The sequence below is a fragment of the Serinicoccus hydrothermalis genome (assembly GCF_001685415.1).
GTDB lineage: Bacteria > Actinomycetota > Actinomycetes > Actinomycetales > Dermatophilaceae > Ornithinicoccus > Ornithinicoccus hydrothermalis.
Window position 1 is genome coordinate 169,765 of the sequence record NZ_CP014989.1, and the last position, 17,885, is coordinate 187,649.

Consider the following 17,885-nt stretch of genomic DNA (forward strand, 5'->3'; position numbering starts at 1 on the left):
CTCACCCCAGCAACTAGTCAAGGAGTACTCACGTGGCACGCGTGAAGCGGGCGGTCAACGCCCACAAGAAGCGTCGGGTCGTCCTGGAGCGCGCCAGCGGTTACCGCGGGCAGCGCAGCCGGCTCTACCGCAAGGCCAAGGAGCAGGTCACCCACAGCCTGGTCTACAGCTACAACGACCGCCGGAACAAGAAGGGCGACTTCCGTCGCCTGTGGATCCAGCGGATCAACGCCGGCGCGCGCGCCAACGGCATGACCTACAACCGGTTCATCCAGGGCCTCAAGGCCGCCGGCGTCGAGGTCGACCGCCGCATGCTGGCCGAGCTGGCGGTGCACGACGAGGCCGCCTTCACCGCTCTGGTCGAGCTCTCCCGCGCCAACGTGCCGGCCGAGGGCAGCAAGGCCGAGTCCGCCGCCTGAGCCGCGGCGCTTCGCACCCGGCACCACCGACGCCCCGGCGCATGAGCGATCCCGACCTCCCGCTGCTGAGCAACCCTCGCAGCGAGCGGGTCCGGCAGGTCGCCGCGCTGGGGCGTCGTGCTGCCCGGCAGCGATCCGGGACCTTCCTCGTGGAGGGACCCCAGGCGGTGCGTGAGCTGCTGGGGTATGCCGCCGGCTCGGCCCGCGGGCTCTACCTCACCGCGGAGGCGGGGGAGCGGCACCGCGAGCTGGTCGACGCCGCCGTGGCCGCCGGGCGGCCGGTCCACCGCTGCACCGAGCCGGTGCTGGCGGCGATGGCCGACACCGGCTCGCCCCAGGGTGTCCTGGCGGTCGCCGAGCGGGTCGACGTCCCCCTGGCGCGGGCGCTGGACGCGGTGGGGGAGGACGGGTTCGCGGTGGTGCTGACCCACGTGCGCGACCCCGGCAACGCGGGCACCGTGCTGCGTGGGGCCAGTGCCTTCGGGGCCGACGCGGTGCTGGTCAGCGACGCCTCGGTCGACGTCCACAACCCCAAGGTCGTGCGCTCCACGGTCGGCGCCCTCTTCCACCTGCCGGTGAGCGTGGGCACGCCCGTCGGGGAGCTGCTCGCGGCCTGCCGGGAGCGGGGCATCCGGCTGCTCGCCGCGGACGGCTCCGGCGAGACCGTGCTGCCGGATGCCGGGCTCACCGGCCGGCACGCGTGGGTCATGGGCAACGAGGCCTGGGGGCTGCCGCCGGAGGTGAGCTCCGGCTGCGACGCGCGGGTGCGCATACCCATCACCCGCGCCGAGTCGCTCAACCTGGCCATGGCCGCCACCGTCTGCCTGCACGCCTCCGCCGCCGCCCGCTCCTCCTGAGCACCCCACCCGGGGAGGATCGGTCCAGCCGCACCGATCCTCCCTTGGGTGGGGCCGGGTATGCGGTGAGGATGGGGGCGGGTGCCCGGATCCTCGCCTGGGTGGGGCCGGGTATGCCGTGAGCATGGGGGCAGGTGCCCGGATCCTCCCCGGGTGGGTCAGGCCCTGTCCTGGCCCGGGAAGTACCGGCGCCACTCGTCGGACAGGGCACCAAACGCCATACCTCGATCCTGGAAGATGCGGGCCAGTCGGTTCACCGTGTGACCGGGGTGCTGGAAGATGTCCGGGGAGATGAGGGTGACGATGCGCCAACCGTCGTCCTCGAAGCCCTCCCGGCGCTGCAGGTCCCCCTCCCACTGGCCTTCCCGTTGTATGTGGTGGCGCCCGTCGTACTCCACTGCGGTCCTGGTGGCGCGGTCTCCGGCATCGAGGCGCCGCATGAGCTCGCCGTGCTGGTCGTAGAACCGGAGGTCAGTCTCGAGCTCGGGCAGACCAGCGAGCACCCGCAAGAGCCGAGCCCGGGTCTCCATCGGGGAGTCGACGCCCGACCGGGCCAGGGACGCCGCTCGGCGCGCGAGTCGGGGAGCGGCGGACAGCGAGCTCTGTGCAGCCTCGACCAGGGCGTCGGGGGTGGTGCGCTGCCGACGGATCAGGGAGTCCGCCAGGACGACGAGGTCCACCAGGCCGAGTCGATCCGCAAGGTCGAGGAAGGTGTCCTCCGGTGTGGTGACCGACAGCCCCCGGAACCGGCGTGGCGCTCGTTGCGAGGCGTGGGCTCGCGCATCGCGCCGTTCGGTCCGGGACGACCTTCCCGGAACGCTGGAGTGGAGCAGGTCGGACTGGGGGACGACGCCTCCCCACAGCTTGGCGGCCTGGTGGTGGGAGGCGAAGGAGTGTGGACCGCCGACCAGCACCGCGGCCTTGGCCTCGATCAGCGCATCCACCGTGACGTCCGCGCTCAGGTAGACCCCGTAGCCCAGTCGGACGAACTCCCCGGAACGCAGGCGGCGGTCGGAGAGGCCGTGCTGTCTTCCGGTATGCCACAGGAAGGGCTCTCGCGGGTCGAAGGTCATGCTCTGCACCTTGCCAGTGCTGGGAGGTTGGCCTTCACCGTCATCCACAGGGCCGCCGTCCCGGCCCCGCCCGCTGGTGAGGATGGAGGCAGGTGCCCGGATCCTCCCCCGGGTGGGCCGGGTATGTGGTGAGGATGGGGGCAGGTGCCCGGATCCTCCCCCGCGAGGGGGCGGCCGCCCGGCGGGCAGACAACCCGGTCGAGGGCAGCCCGGGAGCGCACCTAGACTGGCCGCCGTGTCTGCGCCCGATGCTCCCGACCCCGCGTCCGACCCTGCCGACCCCGCCGACGGTATGCCCCCGGCCGGTTCTCCCGGAGGCGCCGGCGACGCGGACCCGGCGGCCGAGCTGAGCCAGGAGTCGGTGGACCAGCACGTGGCCGCCGCGCTGGGCGCGATCGAGCAGGCCACGGACCTCGACCAGCTCAAGGAGACACGGCTCGCGCACGCGGGCGACCGGTCCCCGCTGGCCCTCGCGAACCGCGCCATCGGCTCGCTCCCCGGCCCGGACAAGGCCGCGGCGGGCAAGCTCGTCGGCCAGGCCAGGGGCAGGGTCAACAAGGCCCTCGCCGCCCGCCAGGTCGAGCTCGAGGCGGAGCGCGACGAGCGCATCCTCACCGAGGAGGCGATGGACCTCACGGTCGCACCGGGCCGTCGCCCGCTCGGCCGCCGGCACGTCCTCACGGTGACCGCCGAGCGGATGGCCGACGCGATGGTCGGCATGGGCTGGGAGATCGCCGAGGGCCCGCAGGTCGAGGCGGAGTGGTTCAACTTCGACGCCCTCAACTTCGACAAGGACCACCCGGCCCGGCAGATGCAGGACACCTTCTTCGTCGACCCGGCGAAGGCCGGCCTCGTGCTGCGGACCCACACCTCCCCGGTGCAGGCCCGCTCGCTCATCGAGCGCGGCGTGCCGCTCTACGTCGCCGTCCCCGGCAAGACGTTCCGCACCGACGAGCTGGACGCCACGCATACCCCCGTCTTCCACCAGCTCGAGGGGATCGCCATCGACGAGGGCCTGACGATGGCCCACCTCAAGGGGACCCTGGACCGGCTCGCCGAGGCGATGTTCGGCCCGGGCATCGTCAGCCGGCTTCGCCCCGCCTTCTTCCCCTTCACCGAGCCGAGCGCGGAGATGGACTTCCGCTGCTTCGTCTGCCGCGGCGAGGACCCGTCCTGCCGGACCTGCGGCGGCACCGGCTGGATCGAGTGGGGCGGCTGCGGCATGGTCAACCACAACGTGCTGCGCGCCGCCGGGGTGGACCCGGAGCGCTACCAGGGCTTCGCCTTCGGTATGGGCGTGGAGCGGACCGCGATGTTCCGCCACGGCATCGCCGACATGCGGGAGCTGATCGAGGGAGACGTGCGCTTCAACGCGCAGTTCGGGATGGAGATCTGATGCGGGTTCCGGTCGACTGGCTCGGCGACTACGTCGCGCTGCCCGAGGGCGTCACCGGCGAGCAGATCGCCGCGGACCTCGTGGCGGTCGGGCTCGAGGAGGAGGGTCTGCACACCAGCGGGGTGGGCGGACCGCTCGTCGTCGGGCGGGTGCTGGAGATGAGCCCCGAGCCGCAGAAGAACGGCAAGACGATCAACTGGTGCCAGGTCGACGTCGGTGACGCCAATGGCACCGGCGAGCCGCAGGGCATCGTCTGCGGCGCCCACAACTTCGCGGCCGACGACCTCGTCGCCGTCATCCTGCCCGGGGGCACGCTGCCGACGCCGCAGGGACCGCTGACGATCAGCGCGCGCAAGACCTACGGGCACGTCTCGGCCGGCATGATCTGCTCGGTCCGCGAGCTCGGGATCGGGGAGGACCACGACGGCATCCTCGTCCTGCCGCGCCTGCTGCCGGCCGAGGCGGTCGCCCGCCTCTCGCCCGGTGACGACCTCATCGGTGTCCTCGGCCTGGACCGGGAGACCGTCGAGGTCAACGTCACCCCGGACCGCGGCTACTGCTTCTCGATCCGCGGCATCGCCCGCGAGTACTCCCACTCCACCGGTGCGACCTTCACCGACCCCGCGTCGCTGCCGCTCGACGCAGGACAGGGCGAGGGGTATGCCGTCCGCCTCGCCGACGAGGCGCCGCTGGAGGGCGTGCCCGGGTGCGACCGCTACCTGGCACGGGTGGTGCGGGGCATCGACCTGACCCGCACCACGCCGGAGTGGATGGCGCGCCGGCTCACCGAGGCCGGCATGCGGCCCATCGGCCTCGCCGTGGACGTCACCAACTACGTCATGCTCGCCCTCGGCCAGCCCCTCCACGCCTTCGACCTGGCGACGCTGGGGGGACCCGTCGTCGTCCGTCGGGCCCGCCCCGGCGAGCGGCTCACGACGCTGGACGACGTGGACCGCTCGCTCGATCCCGAGGACCTGCTCATCACCGACGGCGGCGAGCGCGTGCTCGCCCTCGCCGGGGTCATGGGTGGCGAGGACGGCGAGGTCACGCCGGGCGTCACCACCGACGTGCTCATCGAGTCCGCCCACTTCGACGCGCGGACCGTCGGGCGGACCTCGCGGCGGCACAAGCTGTCCAGCGAGGCCGCGAAGCGGTTCGAGCGAGGCGTGGACCCGGACGTCACCGCGGCCGCCGCCCAGCTCGCGGTGGACCTGCTCGTCGAGCACGGCGGCGGCACCGCCGACCCCGCGATCACCGACGTGGACCAGCGGCCGGGACGCGACCCGATCGAGCTCGACCTGACGCTGGCCACCCGCTACGTCGGCGTCAACTACTCCCTCGACCGGGTCCGCGAGGTGCTGCGCATGATCGGCTGCGAGGTGTCGGAGACGGGCGACGAGCGCCGGGTCTCGGTGCTGCCGCCCACCTGGCGGCCCGACCTCACCGACGCCCCGACCCTGGTGGAGGAGGTCGCCCGGGTCGACGGCTACGACAAGATCCCCTCGGTCGTGCCGCGCGCCGTGGGAGGCCGTGGCCTCACGCACGGCCAGCGTGCCCGGCGGGCCGTCGCCACGGCCCTGGCCGGGCAGGGCCTGCAGGAGGTCCTCACCTACCCCTTCGTCGGCGCCGGACGCTTCGACGAGCTGGGTCTGCCCGAGGACGACCCGCACCGCCAGGCCGTCCGCCTGGCCAACCCGCTCTCCGACGAGGCCCCCCTCATGCGGACGGCGCTGCTGCAGACGCTGCCGGAGGCGCTGCTGCGCAACGTCTCCCGCGGCAACCGCGACGTCGCGCTCTTCGAGATCGACACGGTCACGCAGCCCGAGCCGGACGCCATGGCCCCGGTCCCGGGGGTGGGCGAGCTGCCCGCCGAGGACGTCCTGGCCCAGATCTGCGGCGCGGTGCCGGCCCAGCCCTGGCACGTGGCCGTCATGGCCGCCGGGCAGGCCGACCGCGCCGGATGGTGGGGCCGGGGCCGCCCGGTGGATGTCGTCGACGTGGTCGGCTGGGCCCATGCCGTGGCGGACGCCCTCGGCGTCGAGGTCCGGCGCGAGCAGAGCGCCCGCGCCCCCTTCCACCCGGGGCGCTGCGTCGACCTCACGCTCGCCGACGGCACCCGGGTCGGCTGGGCCGGGGAGCTGCACCCCAAGGTCGTGCAGCGGCTCGGCCTGCCCCCGCGGACCAGCGCCGCCGAGCTCGACCTCGACGTCCTCGTCCGGGCCAGCGACCACCGCACCCAGGTCGACCGGCTCTCCACCCACCCCGTGGCGACCTCGGACGTCGCGCTGGAGGTGCCCCGCGGGGTCCGCTTCAGCGAGGTGGAGTCCTCGCTGCGCGGCGGCGCCGGTGACCTGCTCGAGAGCCTGGAGCTCTTCGACGTCTACGCCGGGGACCAGGTGGCGCAGGACAAGCACTCGCTGGCCTGGCGGATGCACTTCCGGGCGCCGGACCGGACCCTGACGACCCAGGAGGTCAACGCCGCGCGCGACGCGGCGGTGGCCCGGGTGGTCGCCGAGCGCGGGGCGGTGCAGCGATGAGCGTGGCGCTGGTCACCGGGGCCTCCCGGGGCATCGGGGACGTGCTGGTCCGGGCGCTGCTCGAGGACGGCTGGTCGGTCGTCGGGCTCTCCCGCTCGGGGCACGTCGCCGACGGCGCGGAGGGTATGCCGTGCGACGTCACCGACGCCGGCGAGGTCGACGCGGCCGTCGCCGAGGTGGTGTCCCGGCACGGCCGGATCGACCTGCTCGTCAACAACGCCGGTCTCATCGAGACCGAGCAGCCCCTGTGGGAGTCCGACGTCGACGAGTGGTGGCAGGTCATGGTCACCAACGTGCGCGGTCCGTTCCTGCTGACCCGGGCGGTCGTCCCGCACATGATCGCCGGCGGCGGGGGACGCGTGGTCAACCTCAACTCCGGCTCGGGCACGCGGGAGAGCCCGGTGCTCACGGCATACCACGCGTCGAAGTCCGCCCTCGCCCGGCTGACGGGCGGCACCGCGGTCGCCGGGGAGGAGCACGGCGTGCACGCCTTCGACCTGGCGCCCGGCGTCGTGCGCACGGACATGACCCGGTCCATGAAGATGCACGCGGACCGCACCGAGTGGACCGCGCCCGAGGAGGTCGTCGAGCTCTTCCTCGCCCTGGCCCACGGCGAGCTGGACGCCTTCTCCGGCCGGATGGTGCGCGCGGGCGCGGACGACCTGGAGGCCCTGCGCCGCCACGCCCGCGAGGGTCTGCCCGACGGTGCCCGGATGCTGCGGCTGCGGCCCTGGGGACCGGACGACCCCGTCGCCGGCTGAGATGGCCGACTTCGGCAGCCGGCTGACCTGGGCCGACCTGCCGCCGCACGTGCACTCCTGGGCCGCGGAGGCGCTCGGGTCGCCGGTCGTGAGCGCGCGCTCGCAACCGGCCGGATTCTCGCCCGGCTCCGCCGATCGCATCAGCACCGCTGCCGGTGACCGGGCCTTCGTCAAGGCCGTCAGCACCGCGCAGAACCCGGACACCCCCGGTCTGCACCGCCGCGAGATCGAGGTCCTGCGCAGCCTCGCCCGGGAGGGGGTGACGGTCGCGCCGGCGCTGCTGGCCGATCTCGACGACGGCACCTGGGTCGCGCTCCTGACCGAGGACGTCGACGGGCGTCACCCGCACGCCCCGTGGACCGACCCCGAGCTCGACGCGACGCTGGAGGCCCTCACGCAGATCGCGACGCGCCGGGCGCCGGCCTCGTGGCCGGACCTCTCCGCGGAGCTGCAGGCGGAGTTCGGCCTGTGGGCCCGGCTGCGCGACGAGCCGCCCGCCGAGCTGGACCCGTGGGTCGCCGACCGGCTGGACGACCTGCACGAGGCCTCGCAGCGCACCCTGGCCCGGCTGTCCGGTGACGCCATCGCCCACACCGACGTCCGCGCCGACAACCTGCTCGTCCAGGGCGACGGGAGCGTCCGGGTCGTGGACTGGCCCTGGGCCAGCCGCGGTGCGCCGTGGTTCGACGCCGCGAGCCTGCTCCTCGACGTGGGCGCGGTCGGCGAGGTGCACCTGGAGGTGGCCCTGCCGCGTCTGCACGCGCTCGGCGCCACCACCGACGACGTCGTGGGCGTGGTGGCCGGCGTGGCGGGCTTCCTGCTTCACCAGTCCCGCAGGCCCGCACCGCCGGGGCTGCCGACGCTGCGCGCCTTCCAGCGCTCCCGCGGCGAGGCCGCGGTCGGGCTCCTGCGCGACCTCTGGACGGACTGAACGCCTCGATGTCACTCGGGAGCCTGTTCAAGGGGGCTCGGGAGTGACGAACCGGCGCAAGCATGACGAACCGGCGCCCAGATGCTGCGGGACGAGGACCACGGCCGCTCCGGGACGCGGACCGCATACTCATGCAGGACTCGGTATACTCCTGCACCGTGACCTCGATCCCCATGACCCGCGCCGCGCGGCACCAGCGGATCTCGGACCTGCTCGAGCGGCACGCGGTGGGCTCGCAGGGCCAGCTGCTCGACCTGCTGGAGGAGGACGGCATCTCGGTCACGCAGGCCACGCTGTCCCGCGACCTCGTCGACCTCGAGGCGGTCAAGGTCCGCCGGGGACGCCAGCTCGTGTATGCCGTGCCCGGCGAGGGTGGCGACGCCACCCCGCGCCCGGCCCAGGACGTCGTCGAGGTGAGCCACCGGCTGGCGCGGCTGTGCCAGGAGCTGCTCGTGAGCGCCCGCTACGTGGGCAACCAGGTCGTCCTCCGGACGCCCCCCGGCGCGGCGCAGTTCCTCGCCTCGGCGATCGACCGCAGCGACGCACCGGACATCCTGGGCACCATCGCCGGTGACGACACGATCCTCGTCATCACGACCGAGATCGACGGCGGAGCCGCGACCGCGGGGCGCCTGCTCGGGCTCGCCGCGGAGCCCGAGCACTGACCAGTCCGCCCCGTCAGGGACAATGGGCGCCATGACCGTGAGCCTGTGGGGAGGCCGCTTCACCGGCGGCCCCAGCGATGCCTTGGCCGCTCTGAGCAAGAGCACGCACTTCGACTGGCGGCTGGCGCCCTACGACCTCGCCGGGTCGCGGGCGCACGCCCGGGTGCTGCACCGCGCCGGCCTGCTCTCCGACGGCCACCTCGAGGAGATGCTCGACGCGCTGGGTCGGCTGCGGACGGACGTCGAGACGGGCACCTTCGTGCCGCTGGAGAGCGACGAGGACGTGCACACGGCGCTGGAGCGTGGCCTCATCGAGCGTGCCGGCCCGGACGTCGGCGGCCGGCTGCGCGCCGGCCGGTCGCGCAACGACCAGGTGGCCGCGCAGTTCCGGATGTACCTCCGCGACCAGGCCCGCCTGCTCGGCGCGAAGGTCCTGGACGTCGTGCAGGCTCTGGTGGACCAGGCCGCTGCCCACCCGGACGTAGCCATGCCCGGCCGCACCCACCTGCAGCACGCCCAGCCGGTGCTGCTCGCGCACCACCTGCAGGCGCACGCGTGGGCGCTGCTGCGGGACGTGGAGCGGCTCGTGGACTGGGACCGCCGCGCGGCGGTCTCGCCCTACGGGTCGGGCGCTCTCGCCGGCTCCTCCCTCGGTCTCGACCCGCTCTCCGTCGCCCACGACCTGGGTATGCCCGCGGCCTCCGAGAACTCCATCGACGGCACCGCCTCGCGCGACTTCGCCGCCGAGTTCTCCTTCGTGCTGGCCATGACCGGCGTGGACCTGTCGCGGCTGAGCGAGGAGGTCATCCTCTGGGCGACAGCGGAGTTCGGCTTCGTCACGCTGGACGACGCCTTCTCCACGGGGTCCAGCATCATGCCGCAGAAGAAGAACCCGGACGTCGCCGAGCTGACCCGGGGCAAGGCGGGTCGCCTCGTCGGAGACCTCGCGGGGCTGCTCGCGACGCTCAAGGGGCTGCCGCTCGCCTACAACCGGGACCTGCAGGAGGACAAGGAGCCGGTCTTCGACGGCGTCGACACGCTGGAGGTCCTGCTCCCGGCCGTCTCCGGGATGGTGGCCACCCTGCAGTTCCACGAGGAGCGGCTGGAGGAGCTCGCGCCCCAGGGCTTCTCCCTGGCCACGGACGTGGCGGAGTGGCTCGTGCGCGAGGGTGTGCCGTTCCGGGTCGCGCACGAGGTGGCCGGCGCCTGCGTGCGAGCGTGCGAGGAGCGCGGCATCGGGCTGGAGGACCTCTCGGACGCCGACCTCGCCTCGATCAGCGAGCACCTGCACCCCGGGGTGCGCTCGGTGCTGACCGTCGCCGGGTCGCTCGCCTCGCGCAACGCCCACGGGGGCACGGCGCCGGTCCGGGTGACCGAGCAGCGGGCGCACCTGCTCAAGCAGGTGGCGCGGCTGCGGCACTGGGTCGGCGAGATGCCCACGATCCGGGACTGACCCGGTGCCCGGTGCGTGCCCCTGGTCCCGGGAGGAGCTCGCGGGTCCGGTCCTGGAGGTGGCGCCGGCGCTGCTGGGCACGCTGGTGGTCCACGGGCCGGTCGTCGTGCGGCTGACCGAGGTCGAGGCGTATGCCGGGAGCGACGACCCCGGCTCGCACGCCTACCGCGGACCCACCCGGCGCACCGCGGTGATGTTCGGGCCGGCCGGACACCTCTACTGCTACTTCAGCTACGGGATGCACTGGGCCGCCAACGTGGTCACCGGCACGGACGGCACCGCCTCGGCGGTCCTGCTCCGGGCCGGCGAGGTGGTGGCGGGTGCCGGGACCGCGCGCGAGCGGCGGGAGCGGGGGCGCCGGACCCCGGTGCCGGACCGCGATCTGGCGCGGGGACCGGGCAACCTGGGACGGGCGCTGGCGCTGGGCCGTGACCAGGACGGCCTGGACCTGTGCGCCCCGGCGGCTCAGGTCTCGCTGCACCACCCCGACCCCGGGCACCCCCGAGGGACCGTGCGCACGGGGCCGCGCGTGGGGGTCAGCGGCGACGGTGGATCCGGTGACCGGTTCCCCTGGCGGTTCTGGCTGGACGATGAGCCGACGGTCTCGGCATACCGTGCCGGGAGCCGCCGCTAGGCTGGGCGCGCGGCGTGGCCGGACGGCGACGCGCAGGGACGACGGAAGGACCGGGAACGGTGACCAACATCCTCGACGAGCTGCAGTGGCGGGGCCTGGTGGCGCAGACCACCGACGAGGCCGCGCTGCGCCAGGCACTCGACGACGGGCCGGTCACGGTCTACTGCGGCTTCGACCCCACGGCGCCCTCGCTCCACTTCGGCAACCTCGTGCAGCTCGTCGTCCTGCGCCACCTGCAGCGGGCCGGGCACCGGGTCATCTGCCTGGTGGGTGGGTCGACCGGCCTCATCGGCGACCCCAGGCCGACGTCGGAACGGGTGCTCAAGACCAAGGACGAGGCGGCGGCCAACGTCGCCCGGATCCAGCAGCTGGTCGGGCCGTTCCTGGAGTTCTCCGGGGACAACCCGGCGCTCCTGGTCAACAACCTGGACTGGACCGCCCCCCTGAGCGCGCTGGACTTCCTGCGCGACGTGGGTCAGCACTTCCGGGTCAACCAGATGATCCGCAAGGACGCGATCGCCGCCCGGCTGGAGAGCCAGGAGGGCATCTCCTACACCGAGTTCAGCTACCAGCTGCTCCAGGGCCTGGACTACCTGCACCTGTACCGGGAGTACGGCTGCACGCTGCAGACCGGTGGCCAGGACCAGTGGGGCAACCTCACGGCGGGCGTGGACCTCATCCACCGGGTCGAGGGTGCCTCGGTGCAGGTGATGACCACACCCCTGCTCACCGACGAGAGCGGCAACAAGTACGGCAAGTCCGAGGGCAACGCCGTCTGGCTGTCGGCCGACATGACCTCGCCGTACGCCTTCTACCAGTACTGGATCAACGTGGCCGACGGGGAGACCGGCAAGCTGCTCCGGGTCTTCACCGACCGGACCCCGGAGGAGATCGCCGCCCTGGAGACCTCGGCCCGTGAGCAGCCGCACCTGCGCGAGGCGCAGCGGGCGCTGGCCGGCGATGTCACCACCCTCGTCCACGGGGCGACGGCGACCGAGCAGGTCGAGGCGGCCAGCCAGGTGCTCTTCGGGCGGGGGGACCCGCACGCCCTCGACGCGCAGACGCTGCGCGACGCGACCGCCGAGCTCCCGGGGGCGGAGGCGGCGTCCGGCACCGCCGTGGTCGACGCCCTCGTGGCGACCGGTCTGGCTGCGAGCCGGGGAGCGGCGCGCCGGCTCCTCGCGGACGGGGGAGTGAGCGTCAACAACGCGAAGGTCGCGGACCCGGACGCGGTGCTCGCCGACGCGGACTTCCTCCGCGACGAGGTGGCGCTCCTGCGACGTGGCCGCAAGAGCCTCGCCGCACTGCGAAAGACGTCCTGACCAGCGGATTTGTCCCCTGCGCAGGACGTGTCCTAGAGTTGATCCTCGCCGCACCGACAGGGAGGCACGGACACCGACTCAGGTGGCCGGTCCCGGGTCCGGCAGCACGCCTCTCGGCACCAGGTTTCGGCCTGGACGCGGATTTGACTCGCAGAAGTCGGGATGCGTAACCTTGAAGAAAGCCCCGGACATCACGGTGCCACAAGCGCCTGGTTATGGTGTGTGTCCGATTCTTGAGAACTCAACAGCGTGTTTGTTTTTTGATGCCATGTTTTGTTTTGCCATGGCCTGCCCCACCCCCGTGGGGTGTGGTTGTGGTTTTTGCCGGGTTTGTCTGGCTTTCCGAGGCTCATGTTTATGGGTTTTTGGTTTTTTCGGAGAGTTTGATCCTGGCTCAGGACGAACGCTGGCGGCGTGCTTAACACATGCAAGTCGAACGCTGAAGCTCCAGCTTGCTGGGGTGGATGAGTGGCGAACGGGTGAGTAACACGTGAGTAACCTGCCCTCCACTTCGGGATAAGCACTGGAAACGGTGTCTAATACTGGATGTGACATCAGCCTGCATGGGTTGGTGTGGAAAGATTTTTTGGTGGTGGATGGACTCGCGGCCTATCAGCTTGTTGGTGGGGTAATGGCCTACCAAGGCGACGACGGGTAGCCGGCCTGAGAGGGTGACCGGCCACACTGGGACTGAGACACGGCCCAGACTCCTACGGGAGGCAGCAGTGGGGAATATTGCACAATGGGCGAAAGCCTGATGCAGCGACGCCGCGTGAGGGATGACGGCCTTCGGGTTGTAAACCTCTTTCAGCCTTGACGAAGCCCTTTTGGGGTGACGGTAGGGGCAGAAGAAGCACCGGCTAACTACGTGCCAGCAGCCGCGGTAATACGTAGGGTGCGAGCGTTGTCCGGAATTATTGGGCGTAAAGAGCTTGTAGGCGGTTTGTCGCGTCTGCTGTGAAAGCCCGGGGCTTAACTCCGGGTCTGCAGTGGGTACGGGCAGGCTAGAGTGTGGTAGGGGAGACTGGAATTCCTGGTGTAGCGGTGGAATGCGCAGATATCAGGAGGAACACCGATGGCGAAGGCAGGTCTCTGGGCCATTACTGACGCTGAGAAGCGAAAGCGTGGGGAGCGAACAGGATTAGATACCCTGGTAGTCCACGCCGTAAACGTTGGGCGCTAGGTGTGGGTCCCATTCCACGGGGTCCGTGCCGCAGCTAACGCATTAAGCGCCCCGCCTGGGGAGTACGGCCGCAAGGCTAAAACTCAAAGGAATTGACGGGGGCCCGCACAAGCGGCGGAGCATGCGGATTAATTCGATGCAACGCGAAGAACCTTACCAAGGCTTGACATACACCGGACGACTGCAGAGATGTGGTTTCCCTTTGTGGCTGGTGTACAGGTGGTGCATGGTTGTCGTCAGCTCGTGTCGTGAGATGTTGGGTTAAGTCCCGCAACGAGCGCAACCCTCGTTCCATGTTGCCAGCAACACCTTTTGGGTGGTTGGGGACTCATGGGAGACTGCCGGGGTCAACTCGGAGGAAGGTGGGGATGACGTCAAATCATCATGCCCCTTACGTCTTGGGCTTCACGCATGCTACAATGGCCGGTACAAAGGGCTGCGATCCCGTGAGGGGGAGCGAATCCCAGAAAGCCGGTCTCAGTTCGGATTGGGGTCTGCAACTCGACCCCATGAAGTCGGAGTCGCTAGTAATCGCAGATCAGCAACGCTGCGGTGAATACGTTCCCGGGCCTTGTACACACCGCCCGTCAAGTCACGAAAGTCGGTAACACCCGAAGCCGGTGGCCTAACCCCCTTTGTGGGGAGGGAGCTGTCGAAGGTGGGACTGGTGATTGGGACTAAGTCGTAACAAGGTAGCCGTACCGGAAGGTGCGGCTGGATCACCTCCTTTCTAAGGAGCATCGTTCACACCCGCCACCTGGTGGTGGGTGTGGGTGGCCTCGTGGTGCACCCGAGTGTGGTGCCCGGGGTTGCTCGTGGGTGGAACATCGAAGAACTGTCGCTGCACCTGTGTGTGCTGCTGATCGGTCGAGTACGGCCACGTGTCCTTGCTTCTCCCTTGGTGGAGGGGCCGGGATGCTGTGGTGGGGAAAGGCCGGCTGGTGGTGGCTGGGTGTGGTGCAAGCACGCTGTTGGGTCCTGAAGGATCGGACCCCCTGTGCACCTGGACCGCCGTCGTTGGTGGTGGTCGGGGTGTGGGGGGTTGGGTTTTTCTGGTGGCTGGGGCTCACCCTGGTGGTCGTACCCGTTCATTCCCTCCTCGCTGTTGTGTGTGGGGTGGGGGTGGGTGTGTGGCGGCCGGTGGTGGTGGGTGGCTGGTTGTTGGTTGAGAACTGTACAGTGGACGCGAGCATCTGTATCTTTGTGGCTTTTTTGTTAAGTTTTTAAGAGCGCACGGTGGATGCCTTGGCACGAGGAACCGAAGAAGGACGTAGGAATCTGCGATAAGCCTCGGGGAGTCGATAACCAGACTGTGATCCGAGGGTGTCCGAATGGGGAAACCCGGCCAGCTTCATCGCTGGTCACCCGCACCTGAATGTATAGGGTGTGTGGAGGGAACGTGGGGAAGTGAAACATCTCAGTACCCACAGGAAGAGAAAACAACATGTGATTCCGTGAGTAGTGGCGAGCGAAAGCGGATGAGGCTAAACCGTAGTTGTGTGATACCTGGTAGGGGTTGCAGCTGCGGGGTTGTGGGAGCGTGACGACCGGGACTACCATCCTGGTGCGTAGTGAGAAATCGTGTGGTGTAGGTGAAGGGTCTGGAAAGGCCTGGCGTAGACGGTGAGACCCCGGTAGCCGAAACACCCGCGACTGCGTGTTGCGCCTCCCGAGTAGTACGGGGCCCGAGAAATCTCGTACGAATCTGGCAGGACCACCTGCTAAGCCTAAATATTACCTCGTGACCGATAGCGGACAAGTACCGTGAGGGAAAGGTGAAAAGTACCCCGGGAGGGGAGTGAAATAGTTCCTGAAACCGTGCGCTTACAATCCGTCGGGGCTCACACCTTGTGTGTGGGTGACGGCGTGCCTTTTGAAGAATGAGCCTGCGAGTTAGTGCTCAGTGGCGAGGTTAACCCGTGTGGGGGAGCCGTAGCGAAAGCGAGTCCGAACAGGGCGTATGAGTCGCTGGGTCTAGACCCGAAGCGGAGTGATCTACCCATGGCCAGGGTGAAGCGCGGGTAAGACCGCGTGGAGGCCCGAACCCACTTAGGTTGAAAACTGAGGGGATGAGCTGTGGGTAGGGGTGAAAGGCCAATCAAACTCCGTGATAGCTGGTTCTCCCCGAAATGCATTTAGGTGCAGCGTCATGTGTTTCTTGCCGGAGGTAGAGCTACTGGATGGCTGATGGGCCTTACCGGGTTACTGACGTCAGCCAAACTCCGAATGCCGGTAAGTGAGAGCATGGCAGTGAGACTGCGGGGGATAAGCTTCGTAGTCGAGAGGGAAACAGCCCAGATCACCAGCTAAGGTCCCTAAGCGTGTGCTAAGTGGGAAAGGATGTGGAGTTGCGAAGACAACCAGGAGGTTGGCTTAGAAGCAGCCACCCTTGAAAGAGTGCGTAATAGCTCACTGGTCAAGTGATTCCGCGCCGACAATGTAGCGGGGCTCAAGCACACCACCGAAGCTGTGGCACCAGCACTTTCGCTCAGCATCACCCTCGGGTGGTGTTCAGGCGTGCTGGTGGGTAGGGGAGCGTCGTGCCGGGAGTGAAGCATCCGAGTGATCGAGGTGTGGATCCGGCACGAGTGAGAATGCAGGCATGAGTAGCGAATGAAGAGTGAGAAACTCTTCCGCCGAATCACCAAGGGTTCCAGGGTCAAGCTAATCTGCCCTGGGTAAGTCGGGACCTAAGGCGAGGCCGACAGGCGTAGTCGATGGACATCCGGTTGATATTCCGGAACCGGCGAAGAACCGCCCAGTACCGAGGCCGGGGATGCTGAGCGCCTGAAGCCACCCACAACCTTGACCGTTCGCGGTCGGGGGCGGGTGGTGGAACGCGTGACCCAATCCGGTAGTAGGTAAGCGATGGAAGGACGCAGGAAGGTAGCCTCCGCGTGGCGATGGTTGTCCACGTCGAAGAGCGCAGGGCCGGGGAGTGGTAAGTCCGCCCCAGTAGTGCCCGAGGCTTGATCGTGACCGCGTATGCGGGAAGCAGGGTGATCCTATGCTGCCAAGAAAAGTTCCTAGCGAGGTTCGAGCCGCCCGTACCCCAAACCGACTCAGGTGGTGAGGTAGAGAATACCGAGGCGATCGAGTGAATCGTGGTTAAGGAATTCGGCAAAATGCCCCCGTAACTTCGGGAGAAGGGGGGCCCGAGACGTGAAACCCCTTGCGGGTTAGCGTTGAGGGCCGCAGAGACCAGGGAGAAGCGACTGTTTACTAAAAACACAGGTCCGTGCGAAGTCGCAAGACGATGTATACGGACTGACGCCTGCCCGGTGCTGGAACGTTAAGGGGACGGGTCAACCCATTCGTGGGTGAAGCTCTGAACTTAAGCGCCAGTAAACGGCGGTGGTAACTATAACCATCCTAAGGTAGCGAAATTCCTTGTCGGGTAAGTTCCGACCTGCACGAATGGCGTAACGACTTCTCCACTGTCTCAACCGCGAACTCGGCGAAATTGCACTACGAGTAAAGATGCTCGTTACGCGCAGCAGGACGGAAAGACCCCGGGACCTTTACTATAGCTTGGTATTGGTGTTCGGTACGGCTTGTGTAGGATAGGTGGGAGACTGTGAAGCAGCCACGCCAGTGGTTGTGGAGTCAACGTTGAAATACCACTCTGGTCGTTCTGGATTCCTAACCTCGGTCCGTGATCCGGATCAGGGACAGTGCCTGGTGGGTAGTTTAACTGGGGCGGTTGCCTCCCAAAAAGTAACGGAGGCGCCCAAAGGTTCCCTCAGCCTGGTTGGCAATCAGGTGTCGAGTGTAAGTGCACAAGGGAGCTTGACTGTGAGACAGACATGTCGAGCAGAGACGAAAGTCGGGACTAGTGACCCGACGGTGGCTCGTGGAAGCGCCGTCGCTCAACGGATAAAAGGTACCCCGGGGATAACAGGCTGATCCTGCCCAAGAGCTCATATCGACGGCATGGTTTGGCACCTCGATGTCGGCTCGTCGCATCCTGGGGCTGGAGTCGGTCCCAAGGGTTGGGCTGTTCGCCCATTAAAGCGGTACGCGAGCTGGGTTTAGAACGTCGTGAGACAGTTCGGTCCCTATCCGCTGCGCGCGCAGGAAACTTGAGAAGAGCTGTCCCTAGTACGAGAGGACCGGGATGGACGAACCACTGGTGTGTCAGTTGTTCCGCCAGGAGCACCGCTGATTAGCTACGTTCGGACGTGATAACCGCTGAAAGCATCTAAGCGGGAAGCACACTTCAAGATGAGGTTTCCAACACCCATTGGGTGGAGAGGCTCCCAGCTAGACTACTGGGTTGATAGGCCGGACGTGGAAGCACAGCAATGTGCGTAGCTGACCGGTACTAATAAGCCGACAACTTAACAAAACACACCCACAGGGGGCTTCGCCCCCCGTGAACCCCCGAAGACACACAGACTGCTCGCGTCCACTGCACGGTTCCCGACCCACAAACACACCCCCACCACGCGTGTGTGAACATGGTCGATATTGTTACGGCGGTCATAGCGTCAGGGAAACGCCCGGTCACATTCCGAACCCGGAAGCTAAGCCTGACAGCGCCGATGGTACTGCACCGGAAACAGTGTGGGAGAGTAGGACACCGCCGGACCACTATTCACCGAAAGGGCCCACCCACCAGGGTGGGCCCTTTCGCATGTCCGGGGCCGGCACC

General features: G+C 68.6%; 11 protein-coding genes and 3 rRNA genes. 13 read left to right on the forward strand and 1 reads right to left on the reverse strand.

Going from position 1 to position 17,885, the window contains the following annotated elements; all coding sequences use genetic code 11:
- Positions 1–32: 32 nt before the first annotated feature.
- Positions 33–419 carry a 50S ribosomal protein L20 gene (gene rplT / locus SGUI_RS00785; RefSeq protein WP_066635018.1) on the forward strand — a complete coding sequence of 129 codons (387 nt, stop codon included), beginning with the start codon at positions 33–35 and terminating at the stop codon, positions 417–419.
- A gap of 41 nt (positions 420–460) precedes the next feature.
- The gene (locus SGUI_RS00790) at positions 461–1,276 is read left to right on the forward strand and encodes a TrmH family RNA methyltransferase (RefSeq protein WP_066635021.1); all 816 of its coding nucleotides are present in this window, start codon (positions 461–463) and stop codon (positions 1,274–1,276) included.
- 158 nt (positions 1,277–1,434) lie between these two features.
- Here the strand turns inward: SGUI_RS00790 and SGUI_RS00795 are convergent, their stop codons facing one another.
- Entirely contained in the window at positions 1,435–2,349 is a 915-nt protein-coding gene (locus tag SGUI_RS00795) for a hypothetical protein (RefSeq protein WP_083190398.1), read from the reverse strand.
- Between the two features lie 292 nt (positions 2,350–2,641).
- On the opposite strand from SGUI_RS00795, the gene pheS reads away from it, so the two are divergent.
- The 11 genes from pheS to rrf all read left to right on the forward strand — a co-directional run bounded on the left by pheS (position 2,642) and on the right by rrf (position 17,822).
- A complete protein-coding gene (gene pheS, locus SGUI_RS00800; RefSeq protein ID WP_066635023.1) occupies positions 2,642–3,745 on the forward strand; it encodes a phenylalanine--tRNA ligase subunit alpha in 1,104 nt (367 codons plus the stop codon).
- Positions 3,745–6,282, forward strand: coding sequence for a phenylalanine--tRNA ligase subunit beta (pheT, locus tag SGUI_RS00805; protein ID WP_066635026.1), 2,538 nt, complete (start codon positions 3,745–3,747; stop codon positions 6,280–6,282). The genes pheS and pheT overlap by 1 nt, the downstream gene beginning before the upstream one ends.
- Positions 6,279–7,043: an SDR family NAD(P)-dependent oxidoreductase gene (locus SGUI_RS00810; protein ID WP_066635029.1), complete on the forward strand. Its 765-nt coding sequence runs from the start codon at positions 6,279–6,281 to the stop codon at positions 7,041–7,043. Before pheT ends, SGUI_RS00810 begins: the two co-directional genes overlap by 4 nt.
- A 1-nt stretch (position 7,044) precedes the next feature.
- Positions 7,045–7,974 (forward strand): aminoglycoside phosphotransferase family protein, encoded by a 930-nt coding sequence (locus SGUI_RS00815; protein WP_066635034.1) that lies wholly within the window; start codon positions 7,045–7,047, stop codon positions 7,972–7,974.
- Between the two features lie 173 nt (positions 7,975–8,147).
- Entirely contained in the window at positions 8,148–8,639 is a 492-nt protein-coding gene (gene argR / locus SGUI_RS00820; protein WP_066642470.1) for an arginine repressor, read from the forward strand.
- 31 nt (positions 8,640–8,670) lie between these two features.
- Positions 8,671–10,092, forward strand: coding sequence for an argininosuccinate lyase (argH, locus tag SGUI_RS00825; RefSeq protein ID WP_066642467.1), 1,422 nt, complete (start codon positions 8,671–8,673; stop codon positions 10,090–10,092).
- A gap of 4 nt (positions 10,093–10,096) precedes the next feature.
- The gene (locus tag SGUI_RS00830) at positions 10,097–10,726 is read left to right on the forward strand and encodes a DNA-3-methyladenine glycosylase (protein WP_066635036.1); all 630 of its coding nucleotides are present in this window, start codon (positions 10,097–10,099) and stop codon (positions 10,724–10,726) included.
- Positions 10,727–10,785: 59 nt separating this feature from the next.
- Positions 10,786–12,048, forward strand: coding sequence for a tyrosine--tRNA ligase (gene tyrS / locus SGUI_RS00835; RefSeq protein ID WP_066635039.1), 1,263 nt, complete (start codon positions 10,786–10,788; stop codon positions 12,046–12,048).
- Positions 12,049–12,419: 371 nt separating this feature from the next.
- Positions 12,420–13,961, forward strand: a 16S ribosomal RNA gene (locus tag SGUI_RS00840).
- Between the two features lie 483 nt (positions 13,962–14,444).
- Positions 14,445–17,579, forward strand: a 23S ribosomal RNA gene (locus SGUI_RS00845).
- A gap of 126 nt (positions 17,580–17,705) precedes the next feature.
- Positions 17,706–17,822, forward strand: a 5S ribosomal RNA gene (gene rrf / locus SGUI_RS00850).
- Together the 16S, 23S and 5S rRNA genes form the textbook arrangement of a ribosomal RNA operon.
- The last annotated feature ends 63 nt before the right edge of the window (positions 17,823–17,885 follow it).

Bases quoted from the DNA above. Each gene is read 5' to 3' on its own strand.
- SGUI_RS00790 (WP_066635021.1), top strand. From the start codon at position 461: ATGAGCGATCCCGACCTCCCGCTGCTGAGCAACCCTCGCAGCGAGCGG.
- SGUI_RS00795 (WP_083190398.1), bottom strand. From the start codon at position 2,349: ATGACCTTCGACCCGCGAGAGCCCTTCCTGTGGCATACCGGAAGACAG.
- pheS (WP_066635023.1), top strand. From the start codon at position 2,642: ATGCCCCCGGCCGGTTCTCCCGGAGGCGCCGGCGACGCGGACCCGGCG.
- pheT (WP_066635026.1), top strand. From the start codon at position 3,745: ATGCGGGTTCCGGTCGACTGGCTCGGCGACTACGTCGCGCTGCCCGAG.
- SGUI_RS00810 (WP_066635029.1), top strand. From the start codon at position 6,279: ATGAGCGTGGCGCTGGTCACCGGGGCCTCCCGGGGCATCGGGGACGTG.
- SGUI_RS00815 (WP_066635034.1), top strand. From the start codon at position 7,045: ATGGCCGACTTCGGCAGCCGGCTGACCTGGGCCGACCTGCCGCCGCAC.
- argR (WP_066642470.1), top strand. From the start codon at position 8,148: ATGACCCGCGCCGCGCGGCACCAGCGGATCTCGGACCTGCTCGAGCGG.
- argH (WP_066642467.1), top strand. From the start codon at position 8,671: ATGACCGTGAGCCTGTGGGGAGGCCGCTTCACCGGCGGCCCCAGCGAT.